The sequence below is a fragment of the Nocardia sp. NPDC058518 genome (genome assembly GCF_042719655.1).
In the GTDB taxonomy this organism is placed as follows: Bacteria; Actinomycetota; Actinomycetes; order Mycobacteriales; family Mycobacteriaceae; genus Nocardia.
This window is the reverse complement of record NZ_JBHXNJ010000007.1, coordinates 176,043-200,203: the sequence shown is the minus strand read 5'-3', so window position 1 is coordinate 200,203 and position 24,161 is coordinate 176,043. Positions and strand designations below refer to the sequence as shown.

Annotated in this window: 22 protein-coding genes; 15 read left to right on the top strand and 7 right to left on the bottom strand. The window is 66.9% G+C overall.

Annotated elements, in window-relative coordinates:
- Nucleotides 1-46 precede the first annotated feature (46 nt).
- From ACFWPX_RS15590 to ACFWPX_RS15575, 4 genes are all read left to right on the top strand, one after another.
- Nucleotides 47-760: a phosphatidylserine decarboxylase gene (locus tag ACFWPX_RS15590; protein WP_378916514.1), complete on the top strand. Its 714-nt coding sequence runs from the start codon at nt 47-49 to the stop codon at nt 758-760.
- On the top strand, nt 757-1,626 hold the full coding sequence (locus ACFWPX_RS15585) for a CDP-alcohol phosphatidyltransferase family protein (protein ID WP_378916512.1): 870 nt from the start codon (nt 757-759) through the stop codon (nt 1,624-1,626). Before ACFWPX_RS15590 ends, ACFWPX_RS15585 begins: the two co-directional genes overlap by 4 nt.
- 96 nt (nt 1,627-1,722) lie before the next feature.
- Nucleotides 1,723-2,598: an RNA polymerase sigma-70 factor gene (locus ACFWPX_RS15580; RefSeq protein WP_378916509.1), complete on the top strand. Its 876-nt coding sequence runs from the start codon at nt 1,723-1,725 to the stop codon at nt 2,596-2,598.
- 84 nt (nt 2,599-2,682) lie between these two features.
- Complete coding sequence (locus tag ACFWPX_RS15575; RefSeq protein ID WP_378927934.1) at nt 2,683-3,765, top strand: NAD(P)/FAD-dependent oxidoreductase; 1,083 nt, start codon at nt 2,683-2,685, stop codon at nt 3,763-3,765.
- Nucleotides 3,766-3,783: 18 nt separating this feature from the next.
- On the opposite strand, the gene ACFWPX_RS15570 is transcribed toward ACFWPX_RS15575, so the two are convergent.
- Both ACFWPX_RS15570 and ACFWPX_RS15565 read right to left on the bottom strand, forming a co-directional pair.
- Complete coding sequence (locus ACFWPX_RS15570; protein ID WP_378927933.1) at nt 3,784-4,320, bottom strand: hypothetical protein; 537 nt, start codon at nt 4,318-4,320, stop codon at nt 3,784-3,786.
- Nucleotides 4,320-4,970 carry a hypothetical protein gene (locus tag ACFWPX_RS15565; RefSeq protein ID WP_378927932.1) on the bottom strand — a complete coding sequence of 217 codons (651 nt, stop codon included), beginning with the start codon at nt 4,968-4,970 and terminating at the stop codon, nt 4,320-4,322. Before ACFWPX_RS15565 ends, ACFWPX_RS15570 begins: the two co-directional genes overlap by 1 nt.
- A gap of 117 nt (nt 4,971-5,087) precedes the next feature.
- Here ACFWPX_RS15565 and ACFWPX_RS15560 point away from each other — a divergent pair, with 117 nt between their 5' ends.
- The 3 genes from ACFWPX_RS15560 to ACFWPX_RS15550 all read left to right on the top strand — a co-directional run bounded on the left by ACFWPX_RS15560 (nt 5,088) and on the right by ACFWPX_RS15550 (nt 8,112).
- A complete protein-coding gene (locus ACFWPX_RS15560) occupies nt 5,088-5,819 on the top strand; it encodes a Clp protease N-terminal domain-containing protein (RefSeq protein WP_378927931.1) in 732 nt (243 codons plus the stop codon).
- A gap of 245 nt (nt 5,820-6,064) precedes the next feature.
- Nucleotides 6,065-7,690: a chaperonin GroEL gene (groL, locus tag ACFWPX_RS15555; RefSeq protein ID WP_378916501.1), complete on the top strand. Its 1,626-nt coding sequence runs from the start codon at nt 6,065-6,067 to the stop codon at nt 7,688-7,690.
- Nucleotides 7,691-7,776: 86 nt separating this feature from the next.
- Nucleotides 7,777-8,112 carry a hypothetical protein gene (locus ACFWPX_RS15550; RefSeq protein ID WP_378927930.1) on the top strand — a complete coding sequence of 112 codons (336 nt, stop codon included), beginning with the start codon at nt 7,777-7,779 and terminating at the stop codon, nt 8,110-8,112.
- Between the two features lie 20 nt (nt 8,113-8,132).
- Here the strand turns inward: ACFWPX_RS15550 and ACFWPX_RS15545 are convergent, their stop codons facing one another.
- Nucleotides 8,133-8,933, bottom strand: coding sequence for a DUF6585 family protein (locus ACFWPX_RS15545; protein ID WP_378916496.1), 801 nt, complete (start codon nt 8,931-8,933; stop codon nt 8,133-8,135).
- Nucleotides 8,934-9,039: 106 nt separating this feature from the next.
- Nucleotides 9,040-9,726, bottom strand: coding sequence for a ZIP family metal transporter (locus ACFWPX_RS15540; RefSeq protein WP_378927929.1), 687 nt, complete (start codon nt 9,724-9,726; stop codon nt 9,040-9,042).
- Between the two features lie 76 nt (nt 9,727-9,802).
- On the opposite strand from ACFWPX_RS15540, the gene ACFWPX_RS15535 reads away from it, so the two are divergent.
- Entirely contained in the window at nt 9,803-10,582 is a 780-nt protein-coding gene (locus ACFWPX_RS15535; RefSeq protein WP_378927928.1) for an alpha/beta fold hydrolase, read from the top strand.
- Here the strand turns inward: ACFWPX_RS15535 and ACFWPX_RS15530 are convergent.
- Entirely contained in the window at nt 10,569-11,513 is a 945-nt protein-coding gene (locus ACFWPX_RS15530; RefSeq protein ID WP_378927927.1) for an SMP-30/gluconolactonase/LRE family protein, read from the bottom strand. The two genes, ACFWPX_RS15535 and ACFWPX_RS15530, sit on opposite strands and share 14 nt — an antisense overlap.
- Before the next feature lie 115 nt (nt 11,514-11,628).
- Between ACFWPX_RS15530 and ACFWPX_RS15525 the strand changes: the two genes are divergently transcribed.
- A complete protein-coding gene (locus ACFWPX_RS15525) occupies nt 11,629-12,078 on the top strand; it encodes a MarR family winged helix-turn-helix transcriptional regulator (protein ID WP_378916487.1) in 450 nt (149 codons plus the stop codon).
- A 49-nt stretch (nt 12,079-12,127) separates the two neighbouring features.
- On the opposite strand, the gene ACFWPX_RS15520 is transcribed toward ACFWPX_RS15525, so the two are convergent.
- Nucleotides 12,128-12,580: an SRPBCC family protein gene (locus ACFWPX_RS15520; RefSeq protein WP_378916485.1), complete on the bottom strand. Its 453-nt coding sequence runs from the start codon at nt 12,578-12,580 to the stop codon at nt 12,128-12,130.
- Between the two features lie 545 nt (nt 12,581-13,125).
- On the opposite strand from ACFWPX_RS15520, the gene ACFWPX_RS15515 reads away from it, so the two are divergent.
- Together ACFWPX_RS15515 and ACFWPX_RS15510 are read left to right on the top strand one after the other, a co-directional pair.
- On the top strand, nt 13,126-13,758 hold the full coding sequence (locus tag ACFWPX_RS15515; RefSeq protein WP_378916482.1) for a TetR/AcrR family transcriptional regulator: 633 nt from the start codon (nt 13,126-13,128) through the stop codon (nt 13,756-13,758).
- Complete coding sequence (locus ACFWPX_RS15510) at nt 13,758-14,627, top strand: alpha/beta fold hydrolase (RefSeq protein WP_378927926.1); 870 nt, start codon at nt 13,758-13,760, stop codon at nt 14,625-14,627. Before ACFWPX_RS15515 ends, ACFWPX_RS15510 begins: the two co-directional genes overlap by 1 nt.
- 21 nt (nt 14,628-14,648) lie before the next feature.
- On the opposite strand, the gene ACFWPX_RS15505 is transcribed toward ACFWPX_RS15510, so the two are convergent.
- Entirely contained in the window at nt 14,649-16,709 is a 2,061-nt protein-coding gene (locus tag ACFWPX_RS15505) for a prolyl oligopeptidase family protein (protein WP_378927925.1), read from the bottom strand.
- 190 nt (nt 16,710-16,899) lie between these two features.
- Between ACFWPX_RS15505 and ACFWPX_RS15500 the strand changes: the two genes are divergently transcribed.
- The 4 genes from ACFWPX_RS15500 to narJ are packed head-to-tail and all read left to right on the top strand — an operon-like array spanning nt 16,900 to nt 24,161.
- On the top strand, nt 16,900-18,096 hold the full coding sequence (locus tag ACFWPX_RS15500; protein ID WP_378927924.1) for an MFS transporter: 1,197 nt from the start codon (nt 16,900-16,902) through the stop codon (nt 18,094-18,096).
- A gap of 52 nt (nt 18,097-18,148) precedes the next feature.
- Nucleotides 18,149-21,835: a nitrate reductase subunit alpha gene (locus tag ACFWPX_RS15495; protein WP_378927923.1), complete on the top strand. Its 3,687-nt coding sequence runs from the start codon at nt 18,149-18,151 to the stop codon at nt 21,833-21,835.
- Complete coding sequence (gene narH, locus ACFWPX_RS15490; protein WP_378927922.1) at nt 21,835-23,484, top strand: nitrate reductase subunit beta; 1,650 nt, start codon at nt 21,835-21,837, stop codon at nt 23,482-23,484. The genes ACFWPX_RS15495 and narH overlap by 1 nt, the downstream gene beginning before the upstream one ends.
- A complete protein-coding gene (gene narJ / locus ACFWPX_RS15485; RefSeq protein WP_378927921.1) occupies nt 23,481-24,161 on the top strand; it encodes a nitrate reductase molybdenum cofactor assembly chaperone in 681 nt (226 codons plus the stop codon). The genes narH and narJ overlap by 4 nt, the downstream gene beginning before the upstream one ends.

Genomic DNA, 24,161 nt, shown 5'->3' with positions numbered 1-24,161 from the left:
CCGTAAGGTGTGATCGCTTGTAGTCATCACACGAAAGAGGGAGCCCGTGGCACGCCGCCCCACCCCGTCCGGCACGCCCGATACCACGGCCGTCGGCCATGTCGTCGACCTGGTTCGGGCCGCTGTACCCCCGCTTCATCCCGCCGGACTGCCGTTCGTCGCGGTGCCGTTGGCGGTGGCGGTCGTCGGCGGACGCAATAAATGGGTGCGTCGAGCCGGTCTGACCGCGGCCGCCGCCTGCGCCGCCTTCTTCCGGCACCCGCACCGCGTGCCGCCGAACCGGCCGGGCATCGTGGTCGCGCCCGCCGACGGTGAAGTGGCGCTGGTCGACACCGCGGTGCCGCCCGTCGAGCTCGGACTCGGCGATCAGCCGTTGCCGCGCGTCAGCATCTTCCTGTCGGTGCTCGATGTGCACGTGCAGCGCGTTCCGGTGTCCGGAACCGTGCGCGAGGTGCTGCATCAGCCGGGCAAGTTCCTCTCGGCCGATCTGCCGGAGGCCTCCGACGCCAACGAACGCAACAGCATGGTCATCGACACCGCCGACGGCAAGCAGGTCGTCGTGGTGCAGATCGCCGGTCTGCTGGCCCGGCGCATCGTCTGCGATGCCCGCGGCGGTGACCTGCTCACCATCGGCGACACCTACGGCCTGATCCGGTTCGGGTCTCGCGTCGACACGTACTTCCCGGTCGGGACCGAACTGCTGGTCGCCCCCGGGCAGCGCACGATCGGGGCAGAAACCGTCCTGGCTGTGCTGGGATGATCGAACAGGCTCGTAAGCGTCCCCGCTCGGTACGGCTGCTGCCGAGCGTTGTCACCATCCTCGCGCTGTGTGCGGGCCTGTCGGCGGTGAAGTTCGGGCTCGACGGTGAGCTCGGTATCTCGTTGGCGATGGTCGGCGCGGCCGCCGTGCTCGACACCCTCGACGGTCGGCTCGCGCGCATGCTCGACGCCACTTCCAAGATGGGCGCCGAACTCGATTCGCTGTCGGACGCCATCTCCTTCGGTGTCGCGCCCGCGCTGGTCATCTACGTGACCCTGCTCGACGGCTACAGCGCGGGCTGGATCGTCGCGCTGCTGTTCGCGGTGAGTCTGGTCTTGCGCCTTGCCCGCTTCAACACCCTGCTCGACGACGATTCCCGCCCGAACTGGGCGCGTGAGTACTTCGTCGGTGTGCCCGCGCCCGCCGGTGCGTTGATCGCGCTGGTGCCGATCGCGTTGAAGGTGCAGTTCGGCGACGGCTGGTGGGACGGTTTCGCCTTCGTCGCCGCCTGGACGGTCTTCGCCGCGCTGCTGTGCGTGAGCACGATCCCGACCCTGGCGATGAAGTCCGTCTCCGTCGCCCCGCAGGCCGCAGCGGGTCTGCTGGTCCTGACCGCGTTGGCTGCCGCGCTGCTGGTGACCTACCCGATCGTGCTGCTGCTGATCTTGGTCGCGCTGTATCTGGCGCACATCCCGTTCGCCTGGCGGTCGGCCCGCTGGGTGGCTGCCCGGCCGGAGACCTGGCAGCACAAGCCCGCTGAGCGTCGGGCGCAGCGTCGCGCGCAGCGGCGGATGCCCGCGATTCGCCGACCGGCTATTCGCGGATCCGCACGGTTGCGTCTGCGTCGTCCGCGCAACGACGACTAGGTTCTCACCGCGCGAGACGGCGCCCACATCGTGGTGATCGGCGGGGAGTGCGGCGGTACCGTTGCGGCACTGAATCCGCGGGCAAAGGGGCAACGAGTGGAATCCGACGGCGTCGCCGAGTTCATGGAGCATCGTCAGCGGCTGTTCTCGCTGGCATATCGGATGTTCGGTGCGGCGAGCGAGGCCGAGGACGTCGTGCAGGAGATCTATCTGCGGTGGGCGCTGGCCGACCGCGGCGAGATCGCCAATGCCGAAGCGTGGTTGACGACCGTCACCGTGAATCTGTGTCGTACCCAGCTCGTTTCGGCCCGCGCCCGGCGCGAGACCTACGTCGGTCAGTGGCTGCCGGAGCCGGTGCCGACCGGCGCCGGTGCGCTCGGCCCGCTGGGGACCGTCGAGGAACGCGAGTCGGTCTCCCTTGCCGTGCTCACCGCGATGGAACGGCTCAGCCCGATCGAGCGCGCCGTATTCGTGCTGCGCGAGGCGTTCGGCTACCCGCATGCCGAGATCGCGCAGATGCTCGATCTCACCGAGGCCAACACCCAGCAGGTATTCCATCGGGCCGGTCAGCGGGTGCGCACCGGCAAACAGCGCTACGTGGTGTCGGCCGAGCATGCGCGCACGATGATCGAGAAGTTCCTGCAGGCGGCCTCGACCGGCGATGTGGGCGGCCTGCGCGAACTGCTCGCCGACGATGTGGTGTCGGTCGCCGATGGTGGCGGCCGGGTTGTCGCCGCCAAGATCCCGGTGGTCGGCGGCGATGTGGTCGCGCGCTACCTGTCCAACCTGCGCCGCTTCCTGAGTCCGACGTCGCGGTTCGAATTCGCCGAGATCAACGGCGACGTGAGTCTGATCATGTTCCAGGACGAGGTCCCGGCCGGCGTGCTCGTTTTCGACTTCGACGAAGCGGGTTCGATCCTGGCGGTTCGCACGGTCGTGAACCCGGTCAAATTGGGCGCCGTAGCAGTATGATCCAGATCACGACGAGAACCTGTCAGGAACTCGGCTGCTGATCGGTCTGGTGTGTGTCGGCATTTCGAGAGAAGGAGCCACATCATGACCGGTCAGCATCGGATCGTCGTCCTCGGCGCCGGGTACGCGGGACTCACCGCGGCCCGCGCCCTCGCGAAGAAGACTCGCGACACCCAGATCACCGTCGTGGACGCCCGCGCCGAATTCGTGCAGCGGGTGCGTCTGCACCAGGCCGCCGCGGGCCAGCCGGTCAAGCGGCTCGACCTGCGGAAGTCGCTGGAACGCAAGGGCATCGAGTTCATCCAGGCACGGGCCACCGATCTGGACCCGGACCGCAAGATCGTCGCCATCGACGGTGAGTGGACGCTGCACTACGACACCCTGGTCTACGCGCTCGGCAGCCAGGCCGACCGCAATGCCGTGCCCGGTGCCGCCGAGCACGCGAAGTTCGTCGCCACCGCCGAAGACCTGACGGAGCTGTCCGGTCAGATCGTCATCGTCGGATCGGGCCCGACCGGCATCGAACTGGCCACCGAACTCGCTGAGTCGCAGCCGGATTCGCGGGTCAGCCTGCTCGGTACCGAAGATCCCGGCGCCTGGCTCTCGCCGCGCGCGCACCAGGCGATCCGCGCCGCGCTCACCCGTCTCGGCGTCGAAATCCTCTCCGGCGTCAAGGTTGTCGAAGTGCTGCCCGATGCTGTCCGGCTCGCCGACGGCACCCTGGTACCCGCCGCCACCACCGTCTGGACCACCGGTTTCACCGTCCCCGATCTGGCTCGTCGTGCGGGCCTCGAGGTCGCCGCCGACGGTCGCATCCGCACCGACGACACGCTGCGCTCGGTATCGCACCCCGACATCTACGCCGTCGGCGACGCCGCGCTGATGGCGGGTGTGGACGGCCGCCCGCTGCGGATGGCCTGTGCGACAGCGATTCCCGCCGGCCAGTACGTGGTCGGCGCGATCACGGCGCGGGCGGGTGGTCGCGAACCCGAGCCGATGAACGGCCGCTACGTCGCGCAGTGCATCAGCCTCGGCCGCAACGACGCGGTGCTGCAGCTCGTCAAGGCGGACGACACCCCGACAAACAGGGTGTTCACCGGTCGAATCGGTGTGGTGATGAAAGAGCTGATCGTGCGCGGCACCGCCTTCACGGTCGGGCTGCGGTGAGCCGCGCTGGGCGCACACTCAGTGTGCGCCCAGCGTAGTCCGGACCCGACGGCCCAATGCCCACCCCCACGGTGCGATCGCGACCAGGCCGAGCACACCCAGCCACGGCAGTCGCCACCACCAACGAGATTCGTGCTCGACTTCCGTCGGCGGCTCGGTCAGTAGCCGCGCCGTCGACGACCACACCACGAACGCATCCCCGATCGGCAACAGCCCGAACGCATAGCGTTTGGACCACGGCAGATCGATCGGCACCCCGAGCAGCTCGCCTTCCGATCCGATCGCGGCCGCCAGGGTGCGGTCACCGTTCATCCTGGCCGCTCCGACGGCGACGACGGTGGCGGACAGGCTGATCCCGGCGACCAACGGCCCGGAATCGACATCACCGCTCCCGTCGACTCCCTTCGGATACTCGCGAACAGCCGGACCGAAACCGCCGGGGTAGGACAGGAATTGATCGCGAAAGAGCGCGTACTGGTTCTTCGCGAACGCCGGATCTACCTCGGGCAGGAACCGATGTATCGCTGTCTGCGAGGTGGCCCGAGCGCCGGTCATCATCGATCCGTCGGCCGCGGAAACCTGATGCGGCAGCAGTCCGGTCGCGGGGTCGAGTCGGGTCTTGGCCTGCTCCAGCCAACGGTCGATGACAGCGGTGTACTTCGCGCCGAACAGCTTGTCGTGCAGGCGAAGTGAGCCATCGCGACAGTCGAATCGACCGGCCAGGCTTGGCCCTGATAGGCCTGGAGGAATGGCGTGTCGGCCGTCGAGAACGCCTGCGCGATCTCGGCGCTGTGCACGGAAAACTGGTGCACAGCCGAGGTATCGGAGTGATCGAGCGAGAGGATCGCCCCGCGCAACCAGTTGGTCCACCCCGCCCAGAACACCCCGTACGCGGGCTGCAATCGAGGGCTGAAAACCGCGCGCCCCTCGTCGGACTCCACTCGTGCCAGCGCCCAGCGTGATTCACGCAGCGCGTCATCGCGCAGTCCCGAGTCGGTGTGCGCGGCCTGCACCCAGGCGAGACCGTAGAGCACGTTCGAGAAGACGTACCCCTCCGGAAACAGTTCTTGCGCAGCCGTATCCGAGCTGTTGTCGAGTGCGTCACGCACGAATGTCAGCTGCCGCTCGGTCGCCCCCGGCTGCTCGTCGAGCCCCGGCTGCGGCCACAGCAGCCGTCCGGCGCCGACCAGGCACGCCACCGTCACGACGATCCCCACAACGCGCGGCGCCCAGCGCCGAATTCTCCCAATGGCGCCACTCTGCCAGGAATTGACCGTCAACCAACCGTTGACGATCCTGCATCGTCAACCTACAGTTGACGCATGAGCACTCCGAACTTCCGCCTCGACGACCTCATCGACGGCATCAAGAAGGCCCGCCCCGACAACGTCCTCGACCAACTCTCCGACGCCGTGGTCGCCGCCAATCACCTCGGTGAGACGGCAGACCACCTGATCGGCCACTTCGTCGACCAGGCCCGCCGTTCCGGCGCCTCCTGGACCGACATCGGCTCCAGCATGGGTGTCAGCAAACAGGCCGTCCAGAAACGGTTCGTGCCGAAGGGGCCGAGCGACACGGCCGCCATGGACCCGCAGGCGGGCTTCGCCAAGTTCACCGACCGCGCCCGGCAGGTGGTCGTCGGCTCCCAGGAAGCTGCCCGCGCCTCGGGGAGTGGCCAGATCGCGCTGGGACATCTGATCCTGGGTCTGATCGGTCAGTCCGAGGGGCTGGCCGCCCGGGAAATCGTCGCCAGGGGTGTGGCGCTGGACGCGGTGCGCGATGCCGCGACCGCCTCGCTGCCCGCCGCCGAGGGTGACGTGCCTGCCCTCATCCCGTTCGATGGTGACACGAAGAAGGTTCTCGAGCTGACCTTTCGCGAAGCGCTGCGCCTCGGCCACAACTACATCGGCACCGAGCACATCCTGCTGGCTCTGCTGGAACAGGAGAACGGCTCGGGCGTACTCAGCGGTGTGGGCCTTGACAAGGCCGTCGTCGAGGCCGAACTCGTCGAGTTGCTGAATCAGTTCCTGGCTTCGGCCGACGGCGAGGCCTGAACGGGCGGGTCGCGCCCGGTGTGTCCTGGGCCCCGGGCGCGACCTTGCACTCTCGTCACCCGAGTGCTAAAAATGGCTTTGGCACTCGTGACTGTTGAGTGCCAGGTCGGGGTGGTGAGATCGGGTTCCATCGACACCCTCGGTCGTCCGTCGCGGGCACCGCACCTGGCCAGCGTAACTTTGGGGCGATCCAACCTGTGGTCGTCTCGTGTGTCAGCCATAGACATGTGGAGGATCTCAACGCAATGGCCAAGACAATTGCGTACGACGAAGAGGCCCGTCGCGGTCTCGAGCGGGGTCTGAACGCCCTCGCCGACGCTGTCAAGGTGACGCTGGGCCCGAAGGGTCGCAACGTCGTGCTCGAGAAGAAGTGGGGCGCCCCCACGATCACCAACGATGGTGTTTCCATCGCCAAGGAGATCGACCTCGAGGACCCGTACGAGAAGATCGGCGCCGAGCTGGTCAAGGAAGTCGCCAAGAAGACGGATGACGTCGCCGGCGACGGTACGACCACCGCTACCGTGCTCGCCCAGGCGCTCGTGCGTGAAGGTCTGCGCAACGTCGCGGCCGGCGCGAACCCGCTGGGCCTGAAGCGCGGCATCGAGAAGGCCGTCGAGGCCGTCACCGCCAAGCTGCTCGAGACCGCCAAGGAGATCGACACCAAGGAGCAGATCGCTGCTACCGCTGGTATCTCCGCGGGCGACTCGGCCATCGGCCAGCTCATCGCCGAGGCGATGGACAAGGTCGGCAAGGAAGGTGTCATCACCGTCGAGGAGAGCAACACCTTCGGGCTCCAGCTGGAGCTGACCGAGGGTATGCGCTTCGACAAGGGCTACATCTCCGGTTACTTCGTCACCGACCCCGAGCGTCAGGAAGCGGTCCTCGAGGACCCGTACATCCTGCTGGTGTCGTCGAAGATCTCGACCGTCAAGGACCTGCTGCCGCTGCTGGAGAAGGTCATCCAGGCCGGCAAGCCGCTGCTGATCATCGCCGAGGACGTCGAGGGCGAAGCCCTCTCGACCCTGGTCGTGAACAAGATCCGTGGCACCTTCAAGTCCGTCGCCGTCAAGGCGCCCGGCTTCGGTGACCGTCGCAAGGCCCAGCTGGCCGATATCGCCATCCTCACCGGTGGCGAGGTCATCAGCGAAGAGGTCGGCCTCTCCCTGGAGACCGCTGGCATCGAGCTGCTCGGCACTGCGCGCAAGGTCGTCATCACCAAGGACGAGACCACCATCGTCGAGGGTGCGGGCGACGCGGAGGCCATCAAGGGCCGCGTGGCGCAGATCCGCGCCGAGATCGAGTCCTCGGATTCGGACTACGACCGTGAGAAGCTGCAGGAACGTCTGGCCAAGCTGGCCGGCGGCGTTGCGGTGATCAAGGCCGGTGCCGCTACCGAGGTCGAGCTCAAGGAGCGCAAGCACCGCATCGAAGATGCCGTGCGCAACGCCAAGGCCGCCGTCGAAGAGGGCATCGTTGCCGGTGGTGGCGTCGCGCTGCTGCAGGCCGCCCCCGCGCTCGACGGCTTCAGCGGCCTGACCGCTGACGAGGCGACCGGTGTCAACATCGTGCGCGTCGCGCTGTCGGCTCCGCTCAAGCAGATCGCCTTCAACGCGGGCCTCGAGCCCGGCGTCGTGGCCGAGAAGGTCTCCAACCTCCCCGAGGGCGAAGGCCTGAACGCCGACACCGGTGTCTACGAGAACCTGCTGGCCGCCGGCGTTGCCGACCCGGTCAAGGTCACCCGCTCGGCCCTGCAGAACGCGGCCTCCATCGCCGCGCTCTTCCTCACCACCGAGGCAGTGGTCGCCGACAAGCCGGAGAAGTCCGCCCCCGCGGGCGACCCCACCGGCGGCATGGGCGGCATGGACTTCTGATCCCCTGATCAGCAGTTCTACGCAAGTCACGAAGGCCGGTCCACCACACGGTGGGCCGGCTTTCGGCATGAAATAGGGGAGTGAACATGGCGATCGTCCGCACGGTCCGCAAGTACTGGTTGTTCTGTGTACTGATGGGGATAATTTGCGGCTGGGTGATTCTGTCGGGTCTGCTCGATCTGGCTGACAGTACGGCCACCTGTCACGACTGGAGCCCACTCGTCCTGGATTTCACCAGCTATGACATGGCCCCAGGGGATAACGCGTGCGGGATGCCGAAGTCCGGCTACGCCAACTACGCGGACGTGAAGATGATCAACAATGTCCTGGACTCGGTGCGGGTCATCATCGGTGCGGTGATGTTGTGGATAGGTTGCTCTGCCATACGCGACTTGGCCGAGAAGGCCTACCCGAGCGAATAGACCGATCTGCGCGCGGGAGGTCAGCCGACCGGGGTCAATCGCAGGCGCTCGGCCAACTCGTTGAAGATGTAGAAGTTGGGGATGGTGCTGACGGGGGCCAGGGACATCCACATGCCGGAGAGTTTGATGCGGATGTGGCCGCTGCGGGCGTCGATGAGCTGGATGTCTTCCCAGGACAGGGCTTCCGCGCGGAAGGTGAGGGCGTCTAGGGAGAGGGCGAGGTCGCCGAAGGGGACGGTTTCGCCGTTGTCGATGGCGGCTACCGCGGCGGGGAGTTGGGTTGCGGTGACGGCGGACTGGATGGCGCGGGCCCATTCGCGGGCGCGGGCGAAACCCTCTTCGTCGATGGTCGCCTCGACACCGCCGGGGCCCGACAGTTCCAGCAGGTAGGTGACCGGGGTGGTGTCATGGAAGGGAATCGAGTGCTGACGCACTTCGGTGCTGTCCCAACGGAATCCGGCCACGCGCTGACCCGATCGGTAGACGGTGACGCCGTGGTCGAACAGGTCGATGCGGGCGGCACGGTTCTGCCGGTTGATCACGCCACGGCGCAGGGCGAGGAGCACGGGCGCGGCAGCGATCACCAGCAGGGTGATACCGCCTTGCCAGGCGCCCACAGCGCCGACGATGACGCCGATGGTGGCGATACAGCCCGCCACGATGCCGCAGCCGCGCACGAAGGTGTCGTCGGCGGGGGTGGCGAGAAAGGTGTCACGGTGCGCGCCGAGGTGCTGATACTCCGCCATCAGGTGTATCAGTTGGGTCAACGGCACCGCGTGCCGCGTATCGGCTACGTCCTCCGGCCTGTTCGGAGTGATCACTCGTCCCTCCATGAGGCGTTTTCATCCGCGGCGAAGCGTATGCGAACCGGCGGAATATTGCCACCGGTATGGTTCGGAAATTCTGGCCGCGACCGGGCGGAATGGTTCAGCCGATGGCGAAAGCGACGAAGAATCCTGCCGCGGTTGCCATCCCGACCCACCAGCCGCCTTCGCGATAGGCCTCGGGAATGAGCGAGTCGGCGAGCACCGCGATCGTCGCGCCGCCTGCGAAGGCTTGCACCACGCTGATCGCCGTCGTCGACACCGAACCCGCGAAACCGTTGCCCAGCACGGTCACCGCGACGAGCACCGAGGCCGTCACCGCCCACAGTGCGAAGGTCCGGGCCGTCTCGAACCCGTGCTGCTCGCGCATCAGTACCGCCCCGCTGAGCGCTTCGGGCACATTGCCCGCCGCGATTGCGACCAGCAACACGAATCCGCCTCCGCCACTGAGGGATACGCCGAGGGCGAGGTTTTCCGGCACGCCGTCGAGCACGGTCCCCAGCAGCAATGCCCAGCCGATCGCGGCGGGTCCCAGCTTGTTCTCGATGAGGTGGTTGGCGACCACGTACACCCCCGCACCGGCGAACAGCGCGGTACCGGCGATGAGCGGACCGTCGCGACGGAAGGCGGGCGCGAAGAGCTCCTCCGACATCGCCGCGATCATCGTTCCGGCACCGAATGCCATCATCGCGGCGAGCACGGCCTTCGGCAGCGTCCACCGAAGTCCCACCGCGACCCCGATCAGCAGCGGGACCGCGGTGCCGAGGCCGTACAGCAGGGCGGTGGGCATGGGCCAGAGCCTATTCGACCCGCCGTGCGCGAAACGCCGGGAACCTGGCGCGCCTGTGCCGATTAGGGTGGTTGACGTGTTGTTTCTGGACGAGGGCGAACCCACCGCGCCCGCGATCGTGTTCATCCACGGCATCCCGGGCTCGGTCGACTGGTTCGCTGCCGCCGCCGAGCGGATGAGCGGCGACTTCCGGGTGATCCGGGTCGATGCGCACGAACTCGGCGCCGACGGCGACTTCAGCGCCGCCGCCCGCACCGCCCCGCTCATCGCGCTCATGAACGACCTCGACCTCACCGACGTGACCGTGGTGGGCCATTCGTTCGGCGCCGAGATCGCGTTGGAACTCGCCGCTGTCTCGAACCGCGTCGCCCGCGTGGTGGTCGTCGGCCAAGCCCCGGACTACCGGGCCGCCAAGATCCCGGCCGCCGCCAAATGGGTTGTCCGCCCGTGGGCGGTGCGCCTGGCACAACGGTGGACACCCGGACCGGTGATCCGGCTGGCGAGCCGATCGGCCTTCGCGCCCCGCTTCCGCTACGACTCGGCACCGGGGCTGGCCGACGCGCTGGTCCGTGACTTCCGCGCCACCCTCCCCGCCGGTCTCGCCTACGCAACGGGCGCCCGAGCCGACGACCTCGCCGCACAACCCCTCGACACCCGCGTACAGGCCCTGGACCAGCCCGTCCTCGCCATCCACGGCCGCCACGACTACCTCTACGACAGCACCGCGACCCTCGCCCGCTTCGCCGCCGCGGGCGCCGACACCCACCTCGTCGAACACGCCGGCCACTCGCCCCAGGTCGAGCAACCGGACGAATTCGTCTCCGTCCTGCGCGAATTCATCGCTAGAACCCGCTGACCGCTGAAACCACGAACGTCCCCGGTGTGCCCGCCTGCCCCAGCGGGCCACCCTTGTCGAACTGCGATGACACGATCAGCGCCCGCTCGCCCGAATGCACCATCGTCGTAGGAACATTCAGTGTGGGATCGTGGAATTCGCCGGTGCGGGTGGCGGTTGCGCCGTCGTCGGCGAGAGTCCAGCGGCTGATGGTGTTGTCGAGGTTGTGGACTATCCACAGGGTGTCCTCGCGCAGGTCCAACCCGTCGCCGTGGCGCGCGTCGCCACCGATCAGCGATACCTTCCGGATCGGGTCGGTGCCGCCGGTGAGGTCGATGCGATACAGCTGGGCCGCTGACATGGCGACGACGATCAGATACTTCCCGGCCGGGTCGGCGACAATTCCGTTGAGCTCGAACACCTTCGGATCGCGCGGCCCGAGCGCAGCGGTCAGGTCGTAGGCGACAGTCAGTTCACTGCCAGCACCGATTGCCGCCTTGTAGACGACATTTCGCACGCTGTCGGTCAGATAGGCCGACCCGTCCGCGCCGAAATCCAGGTCGTTGACGAAACGCGGCGCGTCACCGGGCACTTCGAACCGTGCGAGCAGCGCCCGTGACCCGGTGTCGTAAACGCTCACGCCCACACCGGAATCGATCACCCACAGCCGACCGCTCCGATCGACCTTCAGACCGTTCGCAGTCTTCCTGCCGTCGGCGCCCGCGGGCAGGAACACCTCGGCGCGCGAAGCGTCGGCAGCCGCGCGATACACCGCACCGTCCGCGAACGACCCGACGTAGGTGTCACCGTTACGCGCGTCCAAGCCGATGCCCTCGGGATACACGGCATCGCCGGGCAGTTCATACGCGGTGCTCAATGTGGGTGTGGCGGGCGAGGTCCCGCACGCGGTCATGGCCAGGCACGCGGCGGCAACGGCGACGGTTCTCAACATGATAAAGCCTCTCAGTGATGTAATGACAAGCATTAAGCGATAGGCAGTAAGATAGATTAGGGTCGTTATGATCGTCAAGGGCATTATGAAGTGATGGGCGGATACCATGCACCGCATGACGTCCATGTCCGCCGCCGAGAGGCTCGGCACGTATATCAAGCGCGCCGAGCAAGCCCTGATCGCGACGAAGACGGCCGCGCTGAAACCCGCCGGGCTCACCGTCCCGCAGTACAGCGCGCTGCTGCACCTCGCGGAGAATCCCGGTATCTCGGCCGCGGCGCTGGCTCGGCTGGCCGGCGTCACCCCGCCGACGATGAACACCGTCCTGACCAATCTGCAGGACCGCGGCCTGGTCGACCGCACCCCGCACGAGTGGCACAAGAACGTGCTGGAAACCCGCCTGACCGAGGAGGGGCGGGCGGTGATGAACGACGCCGACGCCCGCGCGATCGCGGTGGAGCGCGCACTGGCCGAGCAATTCAGCACGGCCGAACTCGCGGCGGTGCAGGAGTCGCTCACGCGCGCCGCGCAGGCACTCGACGCGATTCGCGACGACCTGCCGTGACGAAAAAGAGCCCGCCGGAAGTTCCGGCGGGCTCACAAGATGATCGAGGTCAGCGCTCGGCGGCGACCTTCACCTTGCTCAGCGTTTCGTGCATCCCCGAGACCAGGTCGGCCTCGAACTTCTCCTCGCCGCCCATGGCGACCTTGATCGTTCCCCGCAGCCAGCCGGGCAGGCCTTTGACGTCGACCGTGCGCGTCTCGACGACGCGGGTGCCGGTGGCGGTCGGCTCGAGCTCGTAGGCCCAGGTCGTGCGGTTCTCGTTCATCCGGAACGCCAGCGCCTTGTTCGGCTCGAAGCGCACGATGCGTGAAGTGGTCGGGTAGATCTTCCAGCCGACCTTGTTGACATTGACGGTGAACGCGCCGTCGCGGACGCCGCCGACCGCGACCATCTTCAACGTCGTCGGGCTGAGCTCGGGCATGCGGCGCAGGTCGGCGAGCACCGACCAGACCTTTTCCGGCGATGCGGCGATGTCGATGCTGGCTTCGAGAGTGTTCGGCAACGTTGCCTCCGGGGTAAACGTGACGGGCTGTCACGCTCAGCATAAGCACCGTGGCCGCACCCGACCTCCGCCCGTAGTCGGATCTTGTCCGTGGGTACTTCCCGATACCGCGAAGACGGGGCATTCGCGTCGGTACACTCGCGTTTCACATGTCGGTAGTCCCGGGCTGGTGCCCTAGGTGAGACCGAACTTCTCGGGTCTTGCGTCCTTTGGAAAAAATTCTAGAGAATTCCTTTAAAACACCTCCACTTCACATTGTGTCTGGGTATCGTCCGAGACGGCAAATGGCCGGTGACGACGAAGTCACAAAACATCGACTTGGAGTGACACATGCTTTACAACATCACTGATGACGGCAGCGACGGCAACATTCTGACCCTGCTGCTCGGACTGCTCACCAGCTCGCTCAGCAGCGGTTCGGCGCAGACCTCCGGGAATTGATGCGACTATAGCCAACTTTCGGCTAACGCGCGGTTGGCCGAATGGGCGGCCGTTGGGCCTGATCCATGACGAGGGGATCAGGCCCTTCGGTATTGTCAGCGACAATGTCACAGGATGCGAATACGGGACGAATGTATGCCGGGCAACCCGTAGAGGACCGGCAACGCCAGCGGCGTGCGCGTTTTCTGGAGTCAGGCCTTACGGTCTTCGCGCGCGATGGGTATGCCAACAGTTCGGTCGGTGCTATCTGTAAGGACGCGGGGCTGTCGTCTCGACAGTTCTACGAGGAGTTCACCGGCCGCGAGTCCCTGCTGCTGGAGCTGTACGAGCAGATCGATCGGCATTCACGCGAGGCGGTGGCCACCGCACTCGAGGACAAGTCCGAGGCGACCGTGCTCGAGCAGATCGACGCGGCCGTGCGGGCCTATGTCGAGTCGATCGGCAACGATCCACGCAAGGCGCGGGTGGCGCTGGTCGAAGTGGTCGGAGCGGGCCCCAAGGTCGAGAAGTTCCGGCTCGAGCTGCGTCGCGTGTGGGGATCGTTGCTGGCCAGTGCCGCCGAGGACGCGGCCATGCACGGCGAAATCCCGCCCGGCGACTACGAACTGCGGGTGCTCGCGATCATCGGCGCGGTGAACTATGTCGTCGACGGCTGGAGCGGCAGCGATCCGCGTCCTCCGCTCGACGAAGTGATCAAGGTGCTGAGCAGGGTGATCCTGGGCGCGGTCGGGGCCTGATGCCGCGGGTCGAGATCGTCCCGATCCAGGTACCCGACGGCAGCACCCTGCCGGTGCGGCTCATTCCGGCCACCGGTGCACACCGGCATCCGGTCACCGCGGACGCACCACGCCCGGTCGTGGTCATCGTGCCCGGCCTGGCTGTGCCAGGGGAGTACTACGAGTATTTCGGACACCGGCTCGCCGCCTGCGGATTCGACGTCGCCATCGGCGAACTGCGAGGTCAGGGCGCGAGTAAACCTCGTCCTGATGCGGGAAGTTCTTACGGCTACCAGGAATTGGTCTCGGTGGACTTTCCGGCGATGCTGGCCGCGGTGCGCAACCGGTTCCCGGCCAGCACGCCGTACCTGCTCGGCCACAGCATGGGCGGGCAGCTCTCGGCGATGTACGCGGCTCGGGTGCGCGGCAGGCTCGGTGGCCTGATCCTGGTCGCTTCCGGCACGCCGTATTTCCGTGGGTTTCGCGGTGTTCTGGGTCCGGGTGTGCTGGTCGGTACCGCCGCGGTGGCGGTCGCGTCGAACCTGGCCGGTTTCTGGCCGGGGGACCTGCTCGGCAAGCGCGCGTACGGCAGGCAGTCCAAAGTGCTCATGTCGGATTGGGCCAGGCTGGCGCGCACCGGGCGCTTCGTGCCCGTCGGTGCCGATATCGACTACGACGAGCGGATGTCGCGGCTGAAGTTCCCGGTCCTGTCGATCACCGTCGCCGGTGACGAGATGGCCCCACAGACCTCCGCCGACCACCTGCTCGGCAAGCTGACCGGTGCGCAGATCACCCGGTGGTTCCAGCCGGAGGCCCTGGGGCACATCGGCTGGATCACCAATCCGGACTCCACCGTCGACGCGGTGGAGAAGTGGTTGCGCGACCGCTGATCCGGTGCGGACCGCGCAGGCTCAGGCCGAGCGGCGGCCCTCGATCAGCATCTGGATGAAGAACTCGTAGACCAGCGCGGACAGGTACGCCGACTGCTTGTTGTCGGCGGCACCGCCGTGACCACCCTCGATGTTCTCGTAGTACCAGACGGTGCGATCCTGCGACTCGAGGAGCGCGGCCATCTTTCGCGCATGGCCGGGATGGACCCGGTCGTCGCGGGTGGAGGTGGCGAGCAGGATCGGCGGGTACTGCTTGCCGGTGTCGGTGTTCTGGTACGGCGAGTACTCGCTGATGTAGGCCCATTCCTCCGGCTTGTCCGGGTCGCCGTATTCGGCGACCCACGACGCACCGGCCAGCAGCAGGTGATAGCGCTTCATATCCAGCAGCGGCACCTGGCAGACGATGGCGCCGAACAGATCCGGGTAGCGAGTGAGCATCACGCCCATCAGCAGACCGCCGTTGCTGCCGCCGATCGCGCCGAGCCGATCGGGGGTGGTGATGCCACGGGTGACCAGGTCGCGGGCGACCGCGGCGAAGTCCTCGAAGGCGCGGTGGCGATGCTCTTTCAGCGCGGCGGTGTGCCATTCGGGGCCGTACTCGCCGCCGCCGCGGATGTTGGTCATCACGTAGGTGCCGCCGCGTTCGAGCCAGTTCATGCCCGCGGAGCCGAGATATGCCGGGGTCTTGGAGATTTCGAAACCGCCGTACCCGTTCATGATCGTCGGGCCGGGAGTGCCGCGGCGGTCACGATGCCGAATCACGAAGTAGGGCACCGCGGTGCCGTCGTCGGAGGTGGCGAAGAACTGCTCGGTCTCGATGCCGGTGGCGTCGAAGTAGCCGGGCGCCTGCTTCAAGGTCACCGCGGTTTCGCCGATGGCGCTGCTGAGCAGTGTGGTCGGGGTGGTGAAACCGGTGGTGGTGAGCATGAATTCGTCGCCGCCCTCGAGTGGGTCGAGGTTGTTGACCGAGGTGGAGGACATCGCGGGGGAGTCGGTGAGCTTGCTGGTCGTCCACCCGTCCGGGCCGGGAGTGAGAACCCGGAATCCGGTCTGCACATCTTGCAGAGTGGTCAGGATCAGGTGGTTCTCGGTCCATCCCCACGATTCCAACGAGGTGTGCGGGTCGGGGGCGAAGAGAACCTCGAACTCCCGCGAACCGGCGAGGAAGTCGTTCAGGTCGGTGACCAGCAGGCTGCCGGGGGCGTAGGTGGTGTCGGCCGGTGTCCATTCGGTCTTCAGGCGCACGAGCAGCCAGTCGCGGTACCAGTCGACATCCGCGTCGGTGGGGGTTTCGATGAGGCGCCATTCGCCGTCGTCGAGCAGCGACACCTCGCTGTTGAAGAAGTCCGTCGAACGGTGCAGGTAGTGGCGCTCGTAGCCGGGGTGGCGGTCGTATCCGGCGCCGATCGAGACGTCGCTCGGCTTGCCCTCGTATACCGTTTCGGCTGTGGACAATTCCGTGCCACGTCGCCAGCGCTTGGCGATGCGCGGGTATCCGGAGTCGGTGAGCGATCCGGGTCCGAAATCGGTGCCGACGTAGACGGTGTCGGCGTCGATCCAGCCGATGCGCGACTTGGCCTCCGGCAGGTAGAACCCGCCGTCCTCCGGGGCGATGAATTGCCTGGTGATCAAGTCGAATTCGCGCTCGACGCCTGCGTCGGCACCGCCGCGGGACAGGTGGATGATGGCGCGCTCCTGCGAGGGCCGCAGCACCGCGGCACCCGACCACACCCAGTTCTCCCCGTCGGCCTCGGCCAGCGCGTCGACATCGATCAGCACATCCCACTCGGGCTCATCGGTGGCGTAGGACTCGAACGTCGTGCGCCGCCACAGTCCGCGCTGATGCTGCGCATCACGCCAGAAGTTGTACAGCCACGGGCCGCGCCTGCCGGGGTAGGCGATCTTGGTGTCGTCGTCGAGCATCGCCAGTACGCGACGCTCCATATCGGCGAATCGGTCGGTGGCGGCGAACCGGTGGCCCACCACGTCGTTGCGGGCGCGCGCCCAGTCCAGCGCGCCCTCGTCGGTCACGTCCTCGAGCCAGAGATAGGGATCGGTCACGTTCTGCTCAACGCCGCTCATCCCCACATTGTTGCCGATGTGGCCGACCACATTCGCACCCGCTGTGTTCGATGGTTTGCTGCACGGGGTTGACAGCGGCCTGCACGCGGTTTCACGTCCTCTATGCACAGGTAGCGGTGCAACATTCGATGGTTGCCATCTTGTTGCGTGTTGTCCGGGCAGGTTCGTGGGAGTGTGTTCTCCTGGGTTGGTGACCTCGCTACAGGCAGCGGTACGGACCGGGTCCCCGACCCTCAATCTCGCCCTGGCCACCTGGGTTTCGGCCATCAACTTCTGGGCGTGGAACCTCATCGGCCCCCTCTCGCCGAACTACGCCGACAAGATGGCACTCAGCAGCATGGCGGCCTCGATCATGGTGGCTATGCCGATTCTCGTCGGCTCGCTGGGCCGGATCGTGTCCGGCGCGCTCACCGACCGTATCGGCGGCCGCTCGATGTTCATCGGGGTCTCGCTGGCCTCGATCGTGCCGGTTGTCGCGGTCGGCATCGCGGGCAGCATCGAGTCCTACCCGCTGATGCTGGTGTTCGCGTTCCTGCTCGGTATCCCCGGCACCATCTTCGCCGTCGGCATCCCGTTCGCGAACTCCTGGTACGTGCCTGCCCGCCGCGGTTTCGCGACCGGTGTGTTCGGCGCGGGCATGGTGGGCACCGCGGTGTCGGCGTTCTTCACACCCCGGTTCGTCCGCTGGTTCGGGCTGCTGCCCACCCACCTGATCGTGGCGGCCGCACTCGCGGTGACCGCGGTGCTGTGCATCCTGTTCATGCGGAACTCGCCGGATTTCACCCCGAACACCGACCCGGTGCTGCCCAAGCTACGCGCCGCGATGAAGTTGGGTGTCACCTGGGAGATGTCGTTCCTGTACGCGGTGGTGTTCGGCGGGTTCGTCGCCTTCAGCTCGTATCTGCCGACCTACATCAAGCACATCTACGGCTTCTCCGCGGTCGACGCGGGCAGCCGCACCGCGGCCTTCGCACTCGCCGCGGTGATCGCGCGCCCGATCGGTGGCGCGCTCTCGGACCGCATCGCGCCGAAGTACATCGTGATCGTCTCGCTGGCGGGCACCGCGGCGATGGCGGTGGTGGCCTCGTTCAAACCGCCTGCCGACCTCGCCTCGGCGGCCACGTTCATCACCCTCGCGCTGTTCCTCGGGGTCGGGACGGGTGGCGTGTTCGCCTGGGTGGCGCGGCGAACGCCCGCGCAGAGCGTCGGCAGCGTCACCGGCATCGTGTCGGCCGCGGGCGGACTCGGCGGCTACTTCCCGCCGCTGATCATGGGCATGACCTACAACGAAGCGAGCAACAGCTACGCCGTCGGACTGTTGCTGCTGGCCGCGACCGCGTTGGCCGCGCTGGCCTACACCGTGTTCAAGCTGCACGCCGTCGAGTAGCGGTGCTCCCCGCGCCATCCCTGATCGGACCTCGTCGAAGGAGAAATGAACAGTGGCATCTCGAGCGCGGATCGGCGGACCCGTCGAAGACCTGTTGGTGCGCAGCGGCCGGTTCTTCACCCCCGGTACCGAATCCCCGGATCTGCGCACTGTCGCCCGTTCCGGCGGTCGCGAGGGCGACATCTTCTATCGCAACCGGTGGAGCCACGACAAGGTGGTGCGCTCGACCCACGGCGTGAACTGCACCGGGTCGTGTTCGTGGAAGGTCTACGTCAAAGACGGCATCATCACCTGGGAGACCCAGGACATCGACTACCCGTCGGCGGGCCCCGACCGGCCGGATTACGAGCCGCGGGGCTGTCCCCGTGGGGCCGCCTTCTCCTGGTACACCTACTCACCGACGCGGGTGCGCTACCCGTACGCGCGCGGTGTGCTGGTCGAGATGTATCGCGAAGCCAAGCGGCGGATCGGCGATCCCGTCCTGGCCTGGGCCGACCTGCAAGGCGATCCGGATCGGCGCCGAACGTATCAAAAGGCCAGGGGTATGGGCGGTTTGGTGCGGGTGAGCTGGGACGAGGCGGTCGAGATGATCGCCGCGGCGCATGTGCACACCATCGCCGAATACGGCCCGGACCGGGTGGCCGGGTTCTCGCCCATCCCGGCGATGTCGATGGTGTCCTTCGCGGCGGGGTCGCGGTTCGTCGAGATGATCGGCGGGGTGATGACCTCGTTCTACGACTGGTACGCCGACCTGCCGGTGGCCTCGCCGCAGGTCTTCGGTGACCAGACCGATGTGCCGGAGTCGGGTGACTGGTGGGACGCCTCCTATCTGATGATGTGGGGTTCCAATGTGCCGGTGACGCGCACGCCGGACGCTCACTGGATGGCCGAGGTGCGCTACCGCGGTACCAAGGTCGTCACCGTCAGCCCCGACTACGCCGACAACACCAAATTCGCCGACGAATGGATGCCGTGCGCGGCGGGCACCGACGGGGCGATGGCGATGGCGATGGGGCACGTCATCCTCACCGACTACTTCGTGCGCGCACGGGAACCGTTCTTCGTCGACTACGTCCGGCAGTTCACCGATCTGCCCTTTCTGGTCAGCCTGGTCGAACGCGACGGCCGCCTTGTTCCCGGCAAGAATCTCACCGCCGCCGATCTGGGCTCCAGCGCCGAGAACGCCGCCTTCAAGCCGGTGTTCATCGACAGCGTCACCGGCGAGCCAGCCGTACCGCACGGCTCGCTGGGTTTCCGGTTCGGGCAGGAAGGCGTCGGCAAATGGAACCTCGACCTCGGTGAGCTGCAACCCGCGCTGACCGTCGCCGATGCGGGCGACGGGCGGTCGGTGGTGGTGACGCTGCCGCGCTTCGACACCGTCGACGGCCACGGCGAGACGATCGATCGTGGTGTGCCGGTGCGGATGGTCGCTGGTCGTCCGGTCTGCACGGTCTTCGATCTCATGCTCGCCCAGTACGGCGTGGCACGGCCGGGCCTGCCGGGGGAATGGCCGAGCGGCTACGACGATCCCGGTTCGCTCTACACCCCCGCCTGGCAGGAACCGATCACCGGCGTCTCGGGCGCGCAAGTGATCCGGATTGCCCGCGAATTCGCGGACAACGCGGTCGATTCCGGCGGCCGCAGCATGATCATCATGGGCGCGGGGATCTGCCAGTGGTTCCACGGCGACGCTACCTACCGCGCGATTCTGGCGATGCTGCTGCTCACCGGTTCGATGGGCCGCAACGGCGGCGGCTGGGCCCACTATGTCGGGCAGGAGAAGTGCAGGCCGGTGACCGGCTGGTCCACCGTCGCGATGGGCACCGACTGGTCGCGCCCGCCGCGCCTGATGGCGGGCACCTCGTACTGGTACGCGCACACCGACCAGTGGCGCTACGACGGCTACCGTGCCGATGTGCTCGCCGCGCCGACCGGTCGCGGCCTGTTCCGCGGCAAGCACACCATGGACGTGATGAGCTCGGCCGTGGCGATGGGCTGGACGCCGTTCTATCCCCAGTTCGACCGTTCCTCGCTGGACCTGGCCGACGAGGCGGCCGCCGCCGGCATCGACCCGGTGGCCTACACCGTCGACCAATTGCACAGCGGCAAGCTGCGATTCGCGGTCCAGAATCCGGACAGCCCGAGGAACTGGCCGCGGGTGCTGAGCGTGTGGCGGTCGAATCTGCTCGGCTCCTCGTCCAAGGGCAACGAGTACTTCCTGAAGCATCTGCTCGGTACCGGTTCCAACGTGCGCAACACGCTCGCCGAGACGGGGCAGCGTCCCGTGGATGTGGTCTCACCCGATCCGGTCCCGGAGGGCAAGCTCGACCTGCTGATGTCGATCGACTTCCGGATGACCTCGACCACCCTGTTCTCCGATGTCGTGCTGCCCGCGGCCACCTGGTACGAGAAGGCCGACCTGTCCAGCACCGATATGCACCCCTTCATGAACGCCTTCACCCCGGCCATCGACCCACCGTGGGAGACCAGGTCCGATTTCGACGCGTTCGCCGCGATCGCCCGCGCGTTCTCGGCGATGGCGGCGGTGCACCTCGGCACCCGCACCGATGTCGTGCTCGGCACATTGCAGCACGACACCCCCGGTGCGATGGCCTATCCCCATGGCACCCAGTCGAATTGGCAGGACACCGGTGATGTTCCGGTACCGGGCAAAACGATGGGTCCGCTGGCGGTGGTCGAACGGAATTACGCCGCCATCGCGGAGAAATGGGCGGCATTGGGCCCGCTGGTCGAGAAGGCGGGTTTGACGACCAAGGGCATCACCGTGTTCCCGGATCAGGAAGTCGTCGAGCTCGGCCGACTGCACGGTGTGATGAATTCCGGTGTGGCAGCAGGCCGTCCGGCACTGGAGACGGCCGAGAAGATGGCCGATACCATCCTCATGCTGTCGGGCACGTCCAACGGCAGGCTGGCGGTGGCGGGGTTCGAGGAACTGGACCGGCGCACCGGTCGTCACATGGTGGAGCTGGCCGAGGGCAGCGAGGAACGCCGAATCACGTTCGCGGAGACCCAGTCCCGGCCGGTGCCGGTGATCACCAGTCCTGAGTGGTCGGGCAGCGAAACCGGTGGGCGCCGCTACGCGCCGTTCACCCAGAACATCGAATTCCTCAAGCCATTCCACACACTCACCGGTCGCATGCATTTCTACGTCGACCACGATTGGCTGGAGGAACTCGGCGAGGCGCTGCCGATCTACCGCCCGCCGCTGGACATGGGGAAACTTTTCGGCGAGCCCGGAATCGGGGAAACCCGCGACGGCGTCGGCCTGACCCTGCGCTATCTGACCCCGCATTCGAAATGGTCGATCCACTCCGAATACCAGGACAACCTGCTGATGCTGTCGCTCTCGCGCGGTGGCCCGACCATGTGGATGAGCCCCGGCGACGCGGAGAAGATCGGCGTGCGCGACAACGAATGGGTCGAGGCGGTGAACCGCAACGGCGTGCTGGTCTGCCGGTCGATCGTGTCCCAGCGCATGCCCGACGGTGTGGTGTACGTGTACCACGCGCAGGAACGCACCATCGATGTCCCGCTGTCGGAGACCACCGGAACCCGTGGCGGCATTCACAATTCGCTCACCCAGTTGCTGATCAAGCCGACGCATCTGGCGGGCGGCTATGCCCAGACCTCGTACGCGTTCAACTATCTCGGCCCGACCGGAAATCAGCGCGACGAAGTCACCGTGGTCCGTCGCCGCAGCCAGGAGGTGACGTACTGATGAAAGTCATGGCGCAGTTGGCGATGGTGATGAACCTGGACAAGTGCATCGGCTGCCACACGTGTTCGGTGACCTGCAAACAGGCGTGGACCAATCGCACCGGCACCGAATACGTGTGGTTCAACAATGTGGAAACCCGTCCGGGACAAGGCTATCCGCGCACCTATGAGGATCAGGAGAAGTGGCGCGGCGGCTGGACCATGAAGAACGGCCGGTTGCGCTTGCTCGGCGGCGACCGTTTCAGCAAGCTCGCCAATATCTTCGCCAATCCGAAGATGCCCTCGATCGAGGACTACTACGAGCCGTGGACCTACGACTACGAGAACCTGACCAATGCCCCACTGAGCGACCAGGTTCCGGTCGCCGCGCCGCGTAGCCTGCTCACCGGCGCGCCGATGATGATCAAGGGCTCGGCCAACTGGGACGACGATCTGGCCGGTTCGCCCGAGATCCTCCCCGGTGACCCGGTGCTGGCGAAGGTGAGCGAGAAGGTGAAGGCCGATCTCGAACAGACCTTCATGTTCTATCTGCCGCGTATCTGCGAGCACTGCCTCAATCCGGCGTGCGTCGCGTCCTGTCCTTCCGGCGCGATGTACAAGCGCACCGAGGACGGGATCGTGCTCGTCGACCAGGACAAGTGCCGTGGCTGGCGGATGTGTATCTCCGGATGCCCTTACAAGAAGGTGTATTTCAACCACAAGACGGGCAAGGCCGAGAAATGCACCTTCTGCTATCCGCGGGTCGAGGTCGGCTTGCCGACGGTCTGCGCGGAGACCTGCGTCGGCCGGTTGCGGTATATCGGGCTGATCTTCTACGACGTGGACAAGGTGCTCGACGCCGCCGCCGTCGCCGATGAGCGCGATCTGTACGAGGCGCAGGTGAACGTGCTGCTCGATCCCGCCGATCCGGACGTTGTCGCGGGAGCGCGTGCCTCCGGTATTCCGGACAGCTGGATCGAGGCGGCGCAACGATCCCCGATTCACGCGCTGATCAAGGACTTCCGGGTCGCGCTTCCGCTGCATCCGGAATACCGGACTATGCCGATGGTGTGGTACATCCCGCCGCTGTCACCGGTGGTCGACGCGGTCAGCCGGGACGGGCACGACGGCGAGGATGTCGGCAACCTGTTCGGAGCGCTCGAATCGTTGCGAATTCCCCTGGAGTACTTGGCCGGGCTGTTCACCGCCGGGGACACCGAACCGGTGGCGGTGGTGTTGCGCAAGCTGGCCGCGATGCGTTCGTATATGCGCGATATCAACCTCGGACGTGAGCCGCGAGCGGAGATTCCGGCGGCCGTCGGGATGACCGAGGAAAAGATGTACGAGATGTACCGGCTGCTGGCGCTGGCGAAAATCGAGGACCGGTACGTGATTCCCTCGGCCTATGCCGATCAGGGGCATCAGCTAGAGGAGTCCGTGGCCGACTGCGCCCTCGACTTCGACGGCGGACCGGGCATGTACGAACAGGTTTCGGGTCCCTTCGGCGAGACCAGCGGCAAACCGGTGCCGGTCGCGGTGGAGACGTTCCACGCGCTCAAACAGCGCCAGACCAGTGAATCCACCCCCGCGGGCAACGGTTCTCGGGTCAACCTGCTGAACTGGGACGGCAAAGGCGCACCGGAGGGCATGTTCCCGGGTGGCCGCACATGATGCGCCCTCGCGCGGCCCGGCGCGCCGCCGAGCAGCGGCTGGTGTGGCAGGCGGCCTCGCTGCTGCTGGCCTATCCCGACAGCGAACACCGAACGCGACTCGAACTGGTCGCGCAACTGTGCGCGCACCTGCCGCGCGAGCAGGCCGAGCCGTTGCTCCTGGTGGCGTACGACTTGGGTTCGCTCACCGAAGTGGCTGCGGCACAACAGTTCACCGAGACCTTCGACCTGCGCAGGCGCGCGACGTTGCTGCTCACGTACTGGACCGACGGCGATACCCGCAACCGTGGCACGGCGATGCTCGCCTTCACCGAGGCATACCGCGGCGCGGGCGTGGAGCCGCCGAGCGGCGAGGTCGCCGACCACCTGCCCGTCGTGCTCGAGTTCGCCGCCACCGTCGACCCCGTCGCCGGTGCCGCCCTGCTCACCGCGTATCGGCGCGCGATCCACGCGATCGGACTCGCGCTGTCGGAGGAGGATTCGCGCTACGCCCCGGTGCTGGCCGCGGTCATCGCGACCCTGCCGCCCGCGACCGAACAAGATCTCGGCTGGGCCCGCAGGCTGGTCGACGCGGGACCGGCGGCCGAATCGGTGGGGCTGGCCCCGTTCACCCTCACCGTGCCGCCGCGCCGAAGTGCGCAAGACCGGGAACCCGCTGTAGCGAAAGGACTTCGGTGA

What these genes read in the sequence shown, in the direction of transcription:
- ACFWPX_RS15550 (WP_378927930.1), top strand. Translation starts at nt 7,777, where the DNA reads ATGGCGATCGTCCGCACGGTCCGCAAGTACTGGTTGTTCTGTGTACTG.
- ACFWPX_RS15560 (WP_378927931.1), top strand. Translation starts at nt 5,088, where the DNA reads ATGAGCACTCCGAACTTCCGCCTCGACGACCTCATCGACGGCATCAAG.
- ACFWPX_RS15515 (WP_378916482.1), top strand. Translation starts at nt 13,126, where the DNA reads ATGTCACAGGATGCGAATACGGGACGAATGTATGCCGGGCAACCCGTA.
- ACFWPX_RS15540 (WP_378927929.1), bottom strand. Translation starts at nt 9,726, where the DNA reads ATGCCCACCGCCCTGCTGTACGGCCTCGGCACCGCGGTCCCGCTGCTG.
- ACFWPX_RS15530 (WP_378927927.1), bottom strand. Translation starts at nt 11,513, where the DNA reads ATGTTGAGAACCGTCGCCGTTGCCGCCGCGTGCCTGGCCATGACCGCG.
- narH (WP_378927922.1), top strand. Translation starts at nt 21,835, where the DNA reads ATGAAAGTCATGGCGCAGTTGGCGATGGTGATGAACCTGGACAAGTGC.
- ACFWPX_RS15525 (WP_378916487.1), top strand. Translation starts at nt 11,629, where the DNA reads ATGACGTCCATGTCCGCCGCCGAGAGGCTCGGCACGTATATCAAGCGC.
- ACFWPX_RS15575 (WP_378927934.1), top strand. Translation starts at nt 2,683, where the DNA reads ATGACCGGTCAGCATCGGATCGTCGTCCTCGGCGCCGGGTACGCGGGA.
- groL (WP_378916501.1), top strand. Translation starts at nt 6,065, where the DNA reads ATGGCCAAGACAATTGCGTACGACGAAGAGGCCCGTCGCGGTCTCGAG.
- ACFWPX_RS15570 (WP_378927933.1), bottom strand. Translation starts at nt 4,320, where the DNA reads ATGACCGGCGCTCGGGCCACCTCGCAGACAGCGATACATCGGTTCCTG.
- ACFWPX_RS15505 (WP_378927925.1), bottom strand. Translation starts at nt 16,709, where the DNA reads ATGAGCGGCGTTGAGCAGAACGTGACCGATCCCTATCTCTGGCTCGAG.
- narJ (WP_378927921.1), top strand. Translation starts at nt 23,481, where the DNA reads ATGATGCGCCCTCGCGCGGCCCGGCGCGCCGCCGAGCAGCGGCTGGTG.
- ACFWPX_RS15510 (WP_378927926.1), top strand. Translation starts at nt 13,758, where the DNA reads ATGCCGCGGGTCGAGATCGTCCCGATCCAGGTACCCGACGGCAGCACC.
- ACFWPX_RS15585 (WP_378916512.1), top strand. Translation starts at nt 757, where the DNA reads ATGATCGAACAGGCTCGTAAGCGTCCCCGCTCGGTACGGCTGCTGCCG.